Source organism: Micromonospora craniellae (genome assembly GCF_014764405.1).
In the GTDB taxonomy this organism is placed as follows: Bacteria; Actinomycetota; Actinomycetes; order Mycobacteriales; family Micromonosporaceae; genus Micromonospora; species Micromonospora craniellae.
Map to the genome: position 1 here is coordinate 5,566,173 of NZ_CP061725.1, position 14,843 is coordinate 5,581,015.

Consider the following 14,843-nt stretch of genomic DNA (forward strand, 5'->3'; position numbering starts at 1 on the left):
CGTCTGGTCGCAGGTAACAGTTCGGCTCAGACCGCCAGCACCGGTACGTCGTACTTCTGTACGACGGAGTCGCGGGTGGTGTCGAGCAGGAGCGTCACGCTGTCGTGCCGAAGTCGTCTGCGATGCTGTCGTTCACCTCAGAAGAGTCCCAGTCGTCCGAGAACACCACCCTGCCGCGCAGGGATCCGCGTGCGGTGCGATTGACCCGGCGCACGAGCGGGATGACCTTTGCGACCGGTTGGCCGGCCCGACTGATCACGATCTCTTCGCCGTGCTCGACGCGTTCGATGATCCGCGACAGGTTCGTCCTGGCCTCGTGGATGTTGAACTGGGCCGCAGCCTCACTTCCCATCTGACCTCCTTGGCTAACAGGTGAGTCCACCCGGCTGCGCCGGTCGAGGAACTTGACCTCGACATTGGTTGAGGTTGCACGATGCTCTCGGCCTGCCGAGGGAGCAATCATGATCGACCCTGCCGCGAGCATCCGTATCGCCCGACCGTCCCGTGATCTCGCCGCTCCCGACTCGAATCCGCCGGCGGTCGCCGGGTCTCCCAGGGCGCCTACTGGGACCGGTGGGGGATCACCGTCGAGGATCCGGACGGCTACCGCCTCGCACTGTCCCACCGTTCGTGGTCGAACGCCGACTGACTCTGCTCCGGTCCCGCGGGCAGGTGCCCGCCGGGTTGTCGCACCCGGACGGAAGAATGCCGTTCGTGCTGGTGGCGGTGGCGCCCGACGAGCGGGGTGGGGGAGTGCTGCAACCCCTCGACCCCGCGGGCACCGCCGTGGGGCCGCCGGAGCCCGTCGCCGACCTGGCCGCCGCGGTGGCCGTCCGGGAGCGGGTCGACTCGCCGCGCTGGGTCTGGGCCTGCGGCGCCACGCTCTATCCGGCGCTGCTGCGGGCCGGCGTCCGTGTCGCGCGGTGTCACGACGTGGAGCTGACCGAGGCGCTGCTGCTCGGGTACGCCGGCCGCTGGGGCGAACCCCGGGCGCTGGCGGCGGCGTGGGCGCGGTTGACCGGTGCGCCGGTGCCGGCCGATCCGCCGCCGCGTGTGGCCGCCCCGCCGGGCGGTGGGCAGGGCGCGCTCTTCGACGCCGTGCCCGGGCCGCCGGGTCCGGGCATCACGGCGTTGGCCGGGGTGTACGCGGACCAGCTCGGCCGGATCGCGGCGACCGACGCGCCGGGGCGGTTCCGGTTGTTGGTGGCCGCCGAGTCGTCCGGTGCGCTGATCGCCGCCGAGATGGGCGCGGCCGGCCTGCCCTGGCGGGCCGACGTGCACGACGCGATCCTGGCAGAACTGCTCGGGGAGCCGTCTCCGGTGGGCGGGCCGCCCCGCCGGCTGGCCGAGTTGGCCGCGCGGATCGCCGAGGCGTTCGGCGTACGGCAGGTGCACGCGGACAGCCCGGCGGAGCTGCTGCGGGCGTTCGCGCGGGCCGGGGTGGAGCTGCCGAACACCCGGGCCTGGGTGTTGCGGGGGGTGGATCATCCGGCGGTGCCGCTGGTGCTGGAGTACAAGGAGCTCTACCGGATCTGGACGGCACACGGCCGGGCCTGGCGGGACGCTTGGGTACGCGAGGGGCGCTTCCAGCCGGAGTACGTCCCCGGTGGGGTGGTGTCGGGCCGGTGGGCGACCCGGGGCGGTGGCGCGTTGCAGATCCCGAAGGTGATCCGTCGCGCGGTGGTGGCCGACCCGGGGTGGCGGTTCGTGGTGGCCGACGCGGGGCAACTGGAGCCGCGGGTGCTGGCTGCGGTGTCCGGCGACGCCCGGCTTGCGGCAGCCGGTGCCACCGGTGACCTGTACGCCGCGTTGGCCCGGGACGCGTTCGGTGGTGACCGGGGTCGCGCCAAGCTCGCCCTGCTGGGGGCGATGTACGGGCAGACGGGCGGCGAGGCGGTGCCGGCCCTGGCGGTGTTGCGGCGCAACTACCCGACCGCGTTCGGCCATGTCGAGGCGGCGGCCCGCACCGGTGAGGCGGGCGGCCTGGTGCGGTCGTGGCTGGGGCGTACCTGCCCGCCGGGGACGGCCGGCTTCGGCGCGGGCGACGACGGGCCGTCCGACCCGGACTCGGCCGGTGACCCGCAGTCGCCCCGGGCCCGGGCGGCCCGGTCGCGGGGGCGGTTCACCCGCAACTTCGTCATCCAGGCCACCGCCGCCGAGTGGGCTTCGACGCTGCTCGCGGTGCTGCGGGGCGAGCTGACCGGCACCGACGCGGAGTTGGTCTTCTTCCAGCACGACGAGGTGATCGTGCACTGCCCGGCCGGGCAGGCCGAGCGGGTCGCCGAGGCGGTCGACCGGGCCGGGCGGCGGGCCGCCGCGCTGTTGTTCGGCGAGACCGCGGTGCGGTTCCCGCTGGATCTGTCGGTGGTGGAGTGCTATGCCGACGCGGCATAGGCGGGTCGGCTGCATTCCCGTCGCGCAGAGTTCACCCCGATTTCGATCTCCAAGCATTGTGGCAAAGGGTCGGCTGACCGTGTCTCACCTGCGGTTTCTTCCACGCTTTCGGTTGTTCGTCCAGCAGCGGGCCACCCGGGTGCTCCAGGTGCTGGACCAGAACGCGAACACCCGGACCACCGAGGTGATCCACTACTCGACGACCTACGTCGTCAACGGCAACACCCCGGACGAGGCGACCCGCAACGCCGAGAAGCAGAAGACCGACAGCAACAAGATCCTCTTCGAGGGGCTCGGCAAGTCGGTCGGCATCCTCTCCACCCTGATGGGCTTCACCGACGAGGAGTTCGGCGGCCAGCTGAAAGAACATGTCGCGCTACGGCGTCGACTGTGAGCAGGTCGAGGTGGAGGGCAAGCCTCGGGACCCGGTCAGCGCTTGCATCGTCAGCGCCGCCAGCCTTAGCCTGGAGCAGCTCAGCGACCGGTACGACCACTGGTCGGGCCGGATCAAGGCGGGCAGCCACGTCGAGGGGCTGCCGAAGATGAAGGCACTTGTCGACATGACCCGCGCCACCAACACCAACCTGCACTGACAACCTGAGGACCACCAGGTCACCGGCCGCACCGGCCCGACCGTCCGACACGGACGGCCGGGTGTCGGGTGCGGCCGGTGCCTTTCGGGGCAGCCCCGGACGGCGTCGGTCCCGGCGGCTTTGGCAGCCGCCGGGACCGGCTCTCGTGCTTCTCGTCAGGCTCCTGCGGCCGACTTGAGGTCGGCGGCCCGATCGGTGTTCTCCCACGTCAGGTCCGGCAACTCCCGACCGAAATGACCATACGCCGCGGTCTGCCCATAGATCGGACGCAACAGATGCAGATCCCGAATGATCGCCGCCGGACGCAGATCGAACACCTCCGACACCGCCTTCTCAATCGACGCCACCGGCACCGTCTCCGTACCGAACGTCTCCACGAACAAACTCACCGGATGCGCCTTACCGATCGCATACGCCACCTGCACCTCACACCGCTCCGCCAACCCCGCCGCCACCACATTCTTCGCCACCCACCGCATCGCGTACGCCGCCGACCGATCCACCTTCGACGGATCCTTCCCCGAAAACGCCCCACCACCATGCCGCGCATACCCGCCATACGTGTCCACGATGATCTTCCGACCCGTCAAACCGGCATCCCCCATCGGACCACCGATCTCAAACCGCCCCGTCGGATTCACCAACAACCGATAACCCTCAGTATCCAACCCCAAACCCTCCAACTCCGGCCCGATCACATGCTCCCGCACATCCGGAGTCAACAACGACTCCAACGAGATGTCCGCCGCATGCTGCGACGACACCACCACCGTGTGCAACCGAACCGGACGCAAACCCTCATACTCGATCGTCACCTGCGTCTTACCATCCGGACGCAGATACGGCACCGAACCAACCTTCCGCACCGCCGACAACCGACGCGCCAACCGATGCGCCAACGCGATCGGCAACGGCATCAACTCCGGCGTCTCCGCACACGCAAAACCAAACATCATCCCCTGATCACCGGCACCCTGCGCATCCAACGCCGACTCCGACGAACCCGTCCGCAACTCGAAGGCACTATCCACACCCTGCGCAATATCCGGCGACTGCGCCCCAATCGACACACTCACCCCACACGACGCCCCATCAAACCCCTTCTTCGACGAGTCGTACCCGATCCCCAGGATCGTCTCCCGCACGATCGACGGGATGTCGGCGTACGCCTTCGTCGTCACCTCACCCGCCACATGCACCTGACCAGTGGTGATCAACGTCTCCACCGCCACCCGACTATGCGGATCCTGAGCGAGCAGGGCATCGAGAATACCGTCACTGATCTGATCAGCGATCTTGTCCGGGTGGCCTTCCGTGACCGATTCGGACGTGAAGAGGCGGCGTGACACGCTTGTCCTTCCCAGAGCGATACGGGGTCAGTGGATGGGGCGTTCCGTGGAAGCACCCGTTAGCGCAGCCTGCCATGCGGCGACCGGTGGCGGCGAGTCCATGTGTTCGGGGATGCGGGCGTGGACGACCGAGCGGGGGCGCTGCGGCCGACCGACTCCTTGACGAGAAGGCCGAGTTGTGTCAGGAGCGGTCGGCGTCGACTGTCGGATACGTCCGACGCATGCCGAAGGATGAGCTAGTTACCTAATTTATCCGATTTGCCCCGCCACTCTCCTTGCGCCGTGGTCGTTGCAAACGATGTGCGTCGGACGGGACGGACAGCGCCACGGTGCTCACCCGGTCCCACTCTGGAGGGAACGTGGCTCTGAACCGGATCGCAGGAATGATCATCGCTGCGGGAGGTGGCCGTCGGATCGGCGGCCCCGAAGCCCTGCTGCACCAGGGGGACAGACCGCTGGTCGACCAGATGATCGACACGCTGACGGAGGCGGGCTGCGGGCAGATCGTCGTCGTCCTCGGGGCCGCTGCCGACCAGGTCCGCGACACCGCGCACCTGGACCGGGCCACGGTGGTGGTCAACCGGGCGTGGGGCACCGGGGTCGGCTCGTCCATCCGCGCCGGCCTGGCCGGGATCGACGACGACCGGGTGGAGGCGGCGGTGGTGGTCCCGGTCGACATGCCCGGGCTGACCGCCGAGGCGATCCGCCGGGTCACCGCGCTGCCCTTCCCCGACGTGCTGGTCTGTGCCACCTACAACGGGCTGCGCGGCTACCCGATGCTGTTCGGCCGCCGGCACTGGCCGGGCATCGCCACCCTGGCTAGTGCCGACGTCGGTGCCCGGCCCTACCTGCTGGCGCACAAGGACCAGATCGTCGACATCGCCTGCGACGCGGTGGCCGACGGCAGCCGGGTGGACACCCCGGAGCTGATGGCGTTGTACGGCCTGACCGTGCCGGAGCAACGCGTCGGCGTCTGACCGGCCCGTTGGCTGTGCCGGGCGGGACAGGTCACCGCTGGTAGGGGTCGACGATCTCCTTGGGGCGTAGTGCCGGTGCGGCCAAGTCCCGGAGCGTCGCCGAGGCGACGTAGCGCCTACCGTGCGTCTGGCCACGCTGTTCGAGTAGGCCCACCTTGACCAGCGCCCCAAGGTCACGGACGGCCTGGTCGTCCGTGAGGGCCTCGTCGTGTTGGTACACCGTGCGGCGGACCCGGCCGCCGGTCGCCGCCAGTTGCAGGGCGCTGACGACCCGCTCGGGCAGCGCGTGTCGGCCGACCCAGCCGTCGAGCAGATCCCACAGGCGGGCGGCCTGGTCGATCCGTTGCCGGACCAGTTGGGCCTGCTGATGGTGGGCGCTGAGGCAGAACCGGATCCACGGCCCGGTGTCGTTGTCCGGCTGCCATGTCGCGCCGCCGACCTCGGCGACCGGCTGGACACCGCGCTCCAGCAGCCCGTCCACCAGCCGGGAGTAGAAGTCCACCCCGGCCTGGTTGATCGGGCCCGAGCCGCCGGGCTGCACCCGGGGCCAGGCGATGGAGAATCGGTAGGCGTCCAGCCCCAGCGCGGCGATGTGGTCCAGGTCGGACTCCCACCGGTGGTAGTGGTCGGCGGCGACGTCGCCGGTGTCCCCGTTCAGGGTGCGTCCCGGTGTGTGACTGTAGGTGTCCCAGATCGACGGCCCGCGTCCGTCGACCCGCGCCGCGCCCTCGATCTGGTACGCCGCCGTGGCCGACCCCCAGACAAAGCCCTCGGGAACACGACGACACTCACTTCGTCACCTCCGTGACCTCGCAGCGGTACCCCGACGAGTCGCCCGCCACCACCTCGGCGGTGGCCGTCCCGTCGTGGTGGTACACCTCGAACTCGGTGCCGGGCCCGCCGTCCGGTGCCGGCACCCGTACCCGGGTCCGTTGCCCGGGCGCGGGAGCGTACAGGCGCAGCGTGACGCCGTCGGCCCAGCGGTAGTCGGGCCGGTCGGTGACCGTACCGAAGGGGATGACCGCTCCGGGCCGGGCCAGCACCGGGACGCTGTCGAAGCCGTGCTTCTCGGTGACCCAGCCCGGGCCGGTGACCTGCGCGCCGCTGGTCAGGTGGGTCCATGCGCCGGCCGGCACGTAGTAGGTGACCTGCCCGTCGGCGCTCATCACCGGCGCGACCAGCAGGTCCGGGCCGAGCATGTACTGCCGGTCCAGGTACGCGGCGGTCGGGTCGTCCGGGAACTCCAGAACCATCGGCCGCATCACCGGTACGCCCTCGCGGTGCGCCTCGTCGGCGGCTGCCGCCAGGTACGGCATCAGTGCCATCTTGAGCCGGGTGAACCGGCGCAACACGTCGACCGCCTCCTCGTCGTACGCCCACGGCACCCGGTACGAGCCGGAGCCGTGCAGCCGCGAGTGCGAGGAGAGCAGCCCGAAGGCGATCCACCGTTTGAACACCGCCGGGTCGGGCGTGCCCTCGAAGCCGCCGATGTCGTGGCTCCAGTAACCGAAGCCCGAGGCGGCCAGCGACAGGCCGCCGCGCAGCGACTCGGCCATCGCCACGAAGGTGGACTCGCAGTCGCCACCCCAGTGCACCGGGAACTGCTGCCCGCCCGCGGTGGCGGATCGGGCGAAGACCACCGCCTCGCCCTCGCCGCGTTCGGCGGTCAACAGTTCGAAGACGGCCTTGTTGTAGAGGTGCGCGTAGTAGTTGTGCATCCGCTGCGGGTCGGCGCCGTCGTGCCACACCACGTCCGTCGGGATGCGTTCGCCGAAGTCGGTCTTGAAGCAGTCGACGCCCATGTCCAGCAGCACCTTGAGCTTGTCGGCGTACCAGCGTGCCGCGTCCGGGTTGGTGAAGTCGACAAGCGCCATCCCGGCCTGCCACTTGTCCCACTGCCAGACCGACCCGTCCGGGTTACGGACCAGGTAGCCGGCCTGCCGGCCCTCCTCGAACAGGTACGACCGCTGGGCGATGTACGGGTTGATCCAGACGCACACCTTGAGGCCGCGTTCGTGCAGCCGGCGCAGCATCCCCTCCGGGTCGGGGAAGGTCGCCGGGTCCCAGATGAAGTCGACCCAGTGGAACTGCCGCATCCAGAAACAGTCGAAGTGGAACACCGAGAGCGGCAGGTCCCGCTCGGCCATCCCGTCGATGAACTCGGTGACCGTCTTCTCGTCGTAGGAGGTGGTGAACGAGGTGGACAGCCACAGCCCGTACGACCAGGCTGGCACCCAGGCCGGGCGGCCGGTCAGCGCGGTGTAGCGGCGCAGCACGTCCTTCGGGGTGGGGCCGTCGATCACGTGGTACGTCAGCGACTGCCCCGGCACGCTGAACTGGGTCTGCGACACCACCTCGGAGCCCACCTCGAACGACACGTGCTCGGGATGGTCCACGAACACCCCGTAGCCCGCGCTGCTGAGATAGAACGGCACGTTCTTGTACGCCTGCTCGCTGGCGGTGCCGCCGTCGGCGTTCCAGATGTCGACGGTCTGGCCGTTCTTGACGTACGCGCCGAAGCGCTCGCCCAGGCCGTAGATCGTCTCGCCGACGCCGAGCGAGAGCCGGTCGTGCACGTACTTGCGGCCCTCGGCGTCGGTGACCACGCCGATGCTGCGTTCGGTGGACGAGGTGACTAGCCGGTCGCCACGCAGGAAGTCGACCCGCCACGGGCCGGTCAGCGCGACCCGTACGGTCAGCTCACCGGTGGTCAGCCGCGCGCTGAGCCCGGTGACGTCCACCTGCACCGGGTGCGCGGTGGTGTCGGCGAGGGCGAAACGGGGCTGTTTGGGCAGCCCACCGGAGTGGTGCCCGACGGTCACCCCGACCACGCCGGGGGCGGGGGAGAAGAAGCGTACGGTGACCACCGGGCGGTTGAGGGTGTCGCCGCGCCCGGTGATCTTCCCGATCGGGGCGAAGACGGTGAAGGACCGCTCGTCCGGCTCCACCGACTCGACCGTGCCCGGGCGCAGCACGCTCACCCCGGGACGCAGTTGCCAGTATCCGTCGGTGAACTTCACTTGTCGGCTCCTGCCGTGATGCCGCGCGCGAGGGTGCGCTGGAAGACGAGGAAGAACAGGATGGCCGGGAGGAGGCTGAGCAGCGCCCCGGCGTTGGTGGTGGGGGCGTCCATCAGTCGGTCGCCCTGCAACGAGGCGAGCGCGACCGGCACGGTCTGGGTCTGGTTGTCGATCAGCATGACCAGGGGGATGAGGAACTCGTTCCAGGTCCAGATGAAGAAGAAGACCAGCAGCACCGAGATGGTGGGCCGGACGTTGGGCAGCACCACCCGCCACAGGATCCGCCACTTGCCGGCCCCGTCGAGCGCGGCGGCTTCCAGCAGCGTGCGCGGGAAGGTGCTGAGCACGGAGGCGAGCAGGTACGTGCCGAAGGCGGCCTGGATGACGGTGAAGATGATGATCACCGCCAGTCGGGTGTTGTAGAGCCCGGCCTCCTTGGCGAAGTGGTAGAGCGGGTAGATCAGGGCCTCCTGCGGCAGCATGTTGGCCAGCAGGAACAGCCCGATGATCCAGAGTCGGCCGCGGACCCGTCCGATGCCGAGCGCGTACGCGCTGAGCAGGGAGACGACCACGGCGAGGACCGCGACCGAGCCGGAGATGAGGATCGAGTTCCACAGCTTGACCGGGAAGTCGACCTGCTCCCAGTAGGTGCGCAGCCCGGTGGTGTAGAACTCGGTCGGCCAGCTCAGCGGGCCGTTGTTCGAGTAGTCGCCGGGCGACTTGAACGCGTTGAGCAGCATGAACGCGAACGGCACCAGCATGACCAGCGCGGCGACGGTGACCAGCGCCAGCACGATCCAGCGGGTGACGCCCCGGTGGTGCCGGTCGGGCACCCGGCGGGTACGCCCGCCTGCGCGGGGCGGGGTGAGCGTGACGGCCATCTACAGCCCTCCGTCCCGTCGTTCGGCGCGGTTCTGCGCCCGGATGAACAGCACCGCCACCACGACGATGATCAGCGTCAGCACCATCGAGATCGCCGAGCCGTAGCCGACGTTGAGCCGCTTGAAGAAGGTGAAGTAGGCGAAGTAGGAGGGCACGTTGGTGGCGTTCTCCGGCCCGCCCCGGGTCAGCGCGTAGATCGGGCCGAACACCTTCATCGCGGCGATGGTGCAGGTCAGGCCGACCACGAAGGTCTCCGGCCGGATCTGCGGAAGGGTGATCGCCCGGAACCGACGCCACCAGCCGGCGCCGTCGATCTCGGCCGCCTCGTAGAGTTCGGGGTCGACCCTTTCCAGCGCCGCCATGAAGACGACCACCGGGTAGCCGAGTTGCACCCAGATCATCACCGCCATCACCACCGGCAGTGCGGTGCCCGGGTCGCCGAGCCAGTCGTGGCTCAACGCGCCGAGCCCGATCGCGTCGAACAGCCCGTTGAGCGCGCCGTCGGGTCGCAGGATCCAGCCCCAGACGATGCCGGCCACCACGACCGGCAGCACCTGCGGCAGATAGAAGGCGGCCCGCAGGGCGGCGGCGGTACGCGGCCGGAACCGGCGTCCGATGGTGTCGAAGAGAACGGCGGCGAGAACCAGGCCGATCAGGGTGGGCAGCACCACCATCGCGACGATCATCGCGATGGTGTTGCGGAACGAGGTCCAGAAGACGTCGTCGGTGAGCAGGGTGCGGTAGTTGTCCAGGCCGATGAAGCTGGGGTCGCCGACGCCGGACCACCTGGTCAGGGAGAGGTAGCCGGTGTAGATCAGCGGGCCGCCGATGACGAGCAGGAACATCACCGCGCCGGGCAACAGGTAGAGCCAGTAGCCGGCGTCGGGGCGTCGGGGTCGGCGCGGGGTCTTGCCCGTCGGGGGAGACGGGGTCGCCCCCGGGCGGGCGGCGACGGTGTCGGGCACTGCCATGGGAGGTCCTTCCAGGGTGGGGCGGGCGCCTCGGGTGACGCCGACGGGTACGCCCGCCCCGGCCGCCGCTCAGTCGCGCGTGATCTCCGCGACGCCGTCCTGGTAGGGCTTGGCGATCGCGTCGAGGACCTGCTCGGGCGACCTGGACTGGTTGATCAGGCCCTGGAAGCCGGAGACCAGCACGTCGTAGTAGCCGGGTACCGGCCAGTCCGGGTAGAAGGCCAGACCGTCCTGGCCGCTGATGGTGTTGAAGTTCTCGATCAGCTTGCGGTCCTTCTCGTCGCTGATCGCGGCCGGGTCGCCGGCCACCGGCACGCCGCCGTTGTTGCCGATCAGCGCCTGGATCTCGGGCCGCATGGTGATGTCGATGAAGTCGTACGCCAGGTTCTTGGCCTTGCTGGTCTCCGGGACCACCCAGAGGTTGCCGGAGGAGCCGGCGTGCATCGTGTTGCCGGGGAAGAGGAAGCTGTCCCAGTCGTAGGAGATCTCGCTCTTGAAGCGGCCGTACCACCAGCTGCCGGAGACGATCATCGGGACCTTGCCGGAGATGAACGAGGTGCCCATGTCCTCGGCCTTGAGGCTGGCGGAGTCCTTGGCGATGTAGCCCCTGCGGACCCACTCGGCGAAGGTCTCCGCGCCGTACCTGAGCGGGTCGGCCTTGAAGTCCACCGGGTTGGCGTAGAGCTGGTAGTCGTTGACGAAGTCGCGGTCCGCGCGGGAGAGCGCGAGCTGGTAGAAGAGCTGACCGGCCGGGTACTCCGCGCCGGACATGCCCAGCGGCGTGACGCCCTTGGCGACGAAGGTGTCCATCGCGGCGGTCATCTCGGCCAGCGTCGTCGGGACGGTCACGCCGTGCTCGGCGAAGAGTTCCTTGTTGTAGTAGACCATCACGTACTCGCCGTAGTTGGGTACGCCGTACCAGTTGCCCGAGCCCATCACGCCCTTGTCGTACCGGGCGGTGGTCTGCAGGCTGGGGCTCAGCGCCTTGTCCCAGCCGCGCTCGGTGGCCTCGGCGGTCAGGTCGGTGAGCAGGCCCTGCGAGGAGAGCAGCCCGGCGGTGGCGTTGCCCTTGTTGTACTCCATGATGTCGGGGCCCTCGGCCGAGTTGATGATCATGCCGGCGTTCTGCTGGATCTGCTCGAACGCCTTGCGCTCGAAGCGCACCTCGACCCCGGGGTGTTCGTCGGAGAAGATCTCGATCGCCCGGTCCCAGGCGATGCCCATCGCGCTGTTCGCGCTCTCGTAGTGCCAGAGCTTGAGGACGTTCGCCCCGCTGTCGTCCCCGTCGCCGCCGCAGGCGGCCAGGCTCGTCGCCGTGAGCGCGGCCACCGTGGCCGCCACGGCTACGCTGCGGAATCGTCGCATTGCTAGTCTCCCTGGTGAGTATCGAGCCGGTACTCCTCAAGCCCGTCGTCGCGTGGCAGCGCGACGGCGGGCTGCTTCGTTGCCCGGAGCCGGCTGGTCGCCGCCGGCCCCCGTGTCACTCTCGTCGGCCGTGCGCGGCGGAGCGCTGGAACCCCGGACCTCCAACGCGCACGGCAACAGTTGCTGCTGGATCTCGCCCCGCCCGCCGTCGAGATGGCGCAGCAGCGTCTCGATGGCGATCCGGCCCACCGCCGAGCCGGGCGAACTCATCGCGGTCAGCGCGGGCGTGGCCAGTTCGGCGACCTGAGGTGAGGTGACCATCGAGACGACCGAGACGTCGTCGGGGACCGAGCGGCCCCGGTTGGCCAGCTCGCCGAGCAGGCCGAACACGGCGTTCTCGTTCATGGCCAGGATCGCGGTCAGATCGGGTGCCTGCCGAAGGGCGGTGTCCAGCGCGGCCCGACCCCCGGCGGCGCTGTCCTCGGCGGGGATCATCAGCGGTTCCAGGCCGTGTCCGGTCATCGCGGTGGTGAACGCGTCCCGGGTACGCAGCGCCGGGCCGTAGCCCTCGGCGAGGGTGTCGGCGGAGTGGTTGACGTACACGATCCGGCGGTGACCCAGATTGACCAGGTGACCGACGGCCTCCTGGACGGTCTGCTCGAAGTCGATGTCCACGTAGGACAGGCCGGTGGTGTCGGCGGTGCGACCGATCAACACCAGCGGTACGCCGACCTCCCGCAGCACGTCCACCCGGAGGTCGTGCAGCTGCACCTCCATCAGCAGCGCGCCGTCGAGCATCCGCTGGCTGGCCAACCGGCGCAGCTCGTCGAGGTCGCCGACGCCGATGGGGGATAGCACCAGGTGGTAGCCGGCCGCGCCGGCCGCGGCCGCCGCGCCGGTGACGAAGGCGGTCTCGGTGGCGCCGAGACCGCGCTCGTCCATCGGCAGCAGCAGCCCGAGAATCCGGCTGCGTCGGCTGGCCAGCCCACGCGCCATGGCGTTGGGCTGGTAGTCCAGCTCGGCCATCGCGGCGAGGACCTTGTCCCGGGTGGCCTGCGAGATCGGGCGGGTGCCGGTCAGCACGTACGACACGGTGCTGACCGAGACCCGGGCGAGGCGTGCCACGTCCTGCATGGTGGCCACGGGCACCTCCCTCGCAAGCTCGTCGAAACGCTTCGACTAAGCGGTTCGGCAGAAGGTAGGTCACGTGTTACAGCCACGTCAATAGCCAATGACGAACCGACGTCAAGACCCCTGGCGCTCGCCCCAGCACCCCACCTACCCGTGGATCATGGAGTTATGGACACCCCAGATGCCCTGTGTCCGGGGCAGTTCGCCAGCCCGTACCCTCGTTGCCGAGATCGTCCCGCAGTGGCCCGGGAAGGCTGGGTGGGTCTCGTCTCGACGGCGGTCAGATGTCGAGGTTGAATCTCTCCAGCACCGAGGGGGCTACCAGGCCGAGCGCGGCCAGCACCGAGACGACCATGAGCCCGGTACGCACGAAGACGGTCTCGACCCGCCCGCCGGCCCGCATCGCGATCTTGTCGGGCAGGCTGATCGGTGTCCACATCCGCCGTTTGATCGGAATCGGCCACAGGATCGGTACGCCGGCTCGGGTGATCATGTCGCCGAGGATGTGCACGAACGAACCCACGCCGACCGCCAGCCCGATCATCGGATACCCGCGATCACCGGGCAGGTTGGCGGCGACGAACACGGCGGCACCGGCCGAGACCAGCGTGACGATGAGCCACCCGGCGCGCTCGGCCCACTTGTCGAACAGGCCGCGTAGCGCCAGACCGATCATGAAGAACAGGATGCCGATGACCGCCCACTTGCCGTACCGGGCGCACAGCGTGGTGGTGCCCCAACCGACCAGCAGGGTGAACGGGATGGTGTGGGTCAGCGTCCGGTGGCCGTTGTTGCGCTTCGGATCCCGGCTGAGCTTGGTGGCGTAGTAGACACCCAGCGAGATCTTCTCTACCACCTCGGCGACGAACAGCGAGAATACGCCGAAGGTGCGGGCCACGGTCGCGCCGCCCCGGTTGCGGGTCACCTTGCCGGACAGGTCGATGTCCGGCAGCAGTGCGGCACCGGCGCAGACGGCGGTGCCGACGGCCAGCGCCAGCGGCGACTGTTCGTAGTCGTAGAATTGCTGGAGCGCCCAGGACCCGCTCAGCCATACCGCCGCGCCCGACAGCGCGTGCGACGGACCCATCATCTCGGCTCGCCCTCCCCAGGGATCTTGAGCGCCCAAAACTACGTCACTGTAGTTCGCCGCGCAGCCGCAGGGGGGACCGTCGTTACCCTCCACAGGGGACACCGTCGTGGCGCTGCCCGGGGACCGGCCTGACCACCAGGGATTATGGCAGTCGGAGCCGGCTCGCCGGCCCACTGTGTCGGCCATAGGACGTGGCGAACCGCCGACCTGTCGCAGTCGGGCGGTACGGTCATCGGGACGCCGCCTGGGCCGCATCGGGTGTCGAAGGTCGGCTGGGCGAGCCCCCACGACACCCCGTACGGGCTACGTGAGTTCGCCTTCGTCGACCCGGACGGCACGCTGCACCGGGTAGGGGCGCCCGTCCCCGCACCGGTTTGACCGGTCGTTGACCGGACCACCCCAACCATCGGTGTGCCCGCTGACGTTCTAGAGCGGTGAGGGGGTGGGCATGGTCCAGTCGTTCCACGAGTTCGTGGTGCATCGTTCGCCGAGGTTGTCGCGTACGGCGTATCTGCTGACCGGGGATCATCAGCTCGCCGAGGATCTGTTGCAGGTGGCGTTGGCGCGGACGTATCGGCATTGGCGGCGGGTTGCCGATGGTGACCCGGAGGCGTACGTGCGGCGGGTGATGTATCACCAGCAGGTGTCCTGGTGGCGGCGTCGTCGGTTGGTGGCGCGGCCGCCGGAGCGGTCAGCTGGTGACGGCACCGAGGCCAGCGTTCTGCGTCTCGGTCTCGCTGCCGCGTTGCGGAAGCTGACTCCGCGTCAGCGGGTGGTGATCGTGTTGCGGTTCTACGAGGACCTGACGGAGGCGCGGGTCGCCGAGGTGTTGGGTTGCTCGGTGGGCACGGTCAAACGCCACGGGCATGACGCGTTGCGGCGGCTGCGGGAGATCGCCCCCGACCTGGTCGACGACACGGCCGAGGAAGCGGACCTTCAACCGATCTTCGCTCGCTCGGTCGCGTTCACGCCGGCCGGCGACCGGCTCGCGTACCAGATCGGCAACACGGTCTGGGTGACCGCGCGGGACGGTACGCGGCTGTCGTCGTTCCCGCTGCCCTACGAATCCAC

At 69.5% G+C, this 14,843-nt stretch carries 12 protein-coding genes and 3 pseudogenes; 6 read left to right on the forward strand and 9 right to left on the reverse strand.

The window, feature by feature from the left end; all coding sequences use genetic code 11:
• Positions 1-94: 94 nt before the first annotated feature.
• Complete coding sequence (locus ID554_RS25275; protein ID WP_117230570.1) at positions 95-352, reverse strand: type II toxin-antitoxin system Phd/YefM family antitoxin; 258 nt, start codon at positions 350-352, stop codon at positions 95-97.
• A 171-nt stretch (positions 353-523) separates the two neighbouring features.
• On the opposite strand from ID554_RS25275, the pseudogene ID554_RS31955 reads away from it, so the two are divergent.
• From ID554_RS31955 to ID554_RS25290, 4 genes and pseudogenes are all read left to right on the forward strand, one after another.
• A pseudogene (locus tag ID554_RS31955) lies at positions 524-649 on the forward strand (VOC family protein); the annotation flags it as partial.
• A 56-nt stretch (positions 650-705) separates the two neighbouring features.
• On the forward strand, positions 706-2,394 hold the full coding sequence (locus ID554_RS25280; RefSeq protein WP_117230569.1) for a bifunctional 3'-5' exonuclease/DNA polymerase: 1,689 nt from the start codon (positions 706-708) through the stop codon (positions 2,392-2,394).
• Between the two features lie 79 nt (positions 2,395-2,473).
• Positions 2,474-2,788 (forward strand): hypothetical protein, encoded by a 315-nt coding sequence (locus ID554_RS25285; RefSeq protein ID WP_147333566.1) that lies wholly within the window; start codon positions 2,474-2,476, stop codon positions 2,786-2,788.
• Entirely contained in the window at positions 2,763-2,987 is a 225-nt protein-coding gene (locus ID554_RS25290; protein WP_117230567.1) for a hypothetical protein, read from the forward strand. Before ID554_RS25285 ends, ID554_RS25290 begins: the two co-directional genes overlap by 26 nt.
• A 155-nt stretch (positions 2,988-3,142) precedes the next feature.
• Here ID554_RS25290 and metK read toward each other — a convergent pair whose 3' ends face one another.
• The gene (gene metK, locus ID554_RS25295; protein WP_191088627.1) at positions 3,143-4,336 is read right to left on the reverse strand and encodes a methionine adenosyltransferase; all 1,194 of its coding nucleotides are present in this window, start codon (positions 4,334-4,336) and stop codon (positions 3,143-3,145) included.
• A 383-nt stretch (positions 4,337-4,719) separates the two neighbouring features.
• Here metK and ID554_RS25300 point away from each other — a divergent pair, with 383 nt between their 5' ends.
• The gene (locus ID554_RS25300) at positions 4,720-5,313 is read left to right on the forward strand and encodes a nucleotidyltransferase family protein (RefSeq protein ID WP_117230719.1); all 594 of its coding nucleotides are present in this window, start codon (positions 4,720-4,722) and stop codon (positions 5,311-5,313) included.
• Between the two features lie 442 nt (positions 5,314-5,755).
• Here the strand turns inward: ID554_RS25300 and ID554_RS25310 are convergent.
• The 7 genes and pseudogenes from ID554_RS25310 to ID554_RS25340 form a co-directional block, all read right to left on the reverse strand.
• A pseudogene (locus ID554_RS25310) lies at positions 5,756-6,046 on the reverse strand (family 1 glycosylhydrolase); the annotation flags it as partial.
• Positions 6,047-6,101: 55 nt separating this feature from the next.
• Positions 6,102-8,333 (reverse strand): alpha-xylosidase, encoded by a 2,232-nt coding sequence (yicI, locus tag ID554_RS25315; protein WP_117230718.1) that lies wholly within the window; start codon positions 8,331-8,333, stop codon positions 6,102-6,104.
• Positions 8,330-9,214, reverse strand: a complete 885-nt coding sequence (locus tag ID554_RS25320) for a carbohydrate ABC transporter permease (protein ID WP_117230717.1) — start codon at positions 9,212-9,214, stop codon at positions 8,330-8,332. Before ID554_RS25320 ends, yicI begins: the two co-directional genes overlap by 4 nt.
• Positions 9,215-10,186, reverse strand: coding sequence for a carbohydrate ABC transporter permease (locus tag ID554_RS25325; RefSeq protein WP_117230716.1), 972 nt, complete (start codon positions 10,184-10,186; stop codon positions 9,215-9,217).
• 69 nt (positions 10,187-10,255) lie between these two features.
• Positions 10,256-11,551: an ABC transporter substrate-binding protein gene (locus ID554_RS25330; protein ID WP_117230715.1), complete on the reverse strand. Its 1,296-nt coding sequence runs from the start codon at positions 11,549-11,551 to the stop codon at positions 10,256-10,258.
• A 36-nt stretch (positions 11,552-11,587) separates the two neighbouring features.
• Complete coding sequence (locus ID554_RS25335) at positions 11,588-12,685, reverse strand: LacI family DNA-binding transcriptional regulator (protein ID WP_223884706.1); 1,098 nt, start codon at positions 12,683-12,685, stop codon at positions 11,588-11,590.
• A 277-nt stretch (positions 12,686-12,962) separates the two neighbouring features.
• On the reverse strand, positions 12,963-13,772 hold the full coding sequence (locus ID554_RS25340; protein WP_117230713.1) for a metal-dependent hydrolase: 810 nt from the start codon (positions 13,770-13,772) through the stop codon (positions 12,963-12,965).
• 448 nt (positions 13,773-14,220) lie between these two features.
• Here ID554_RS25340 and ID554_RS31960 point away from each other — a divergent pair.
• A pseudogene (locus ID554_RS31960) lies at positions 14,221-14,685 on the forward strand (SigE family RNA polymerase sigma factor); the annotation flags it as partial.
• Between the last annotated feature and the right edge of the window lie 158 nt (positions 14,686-14,843).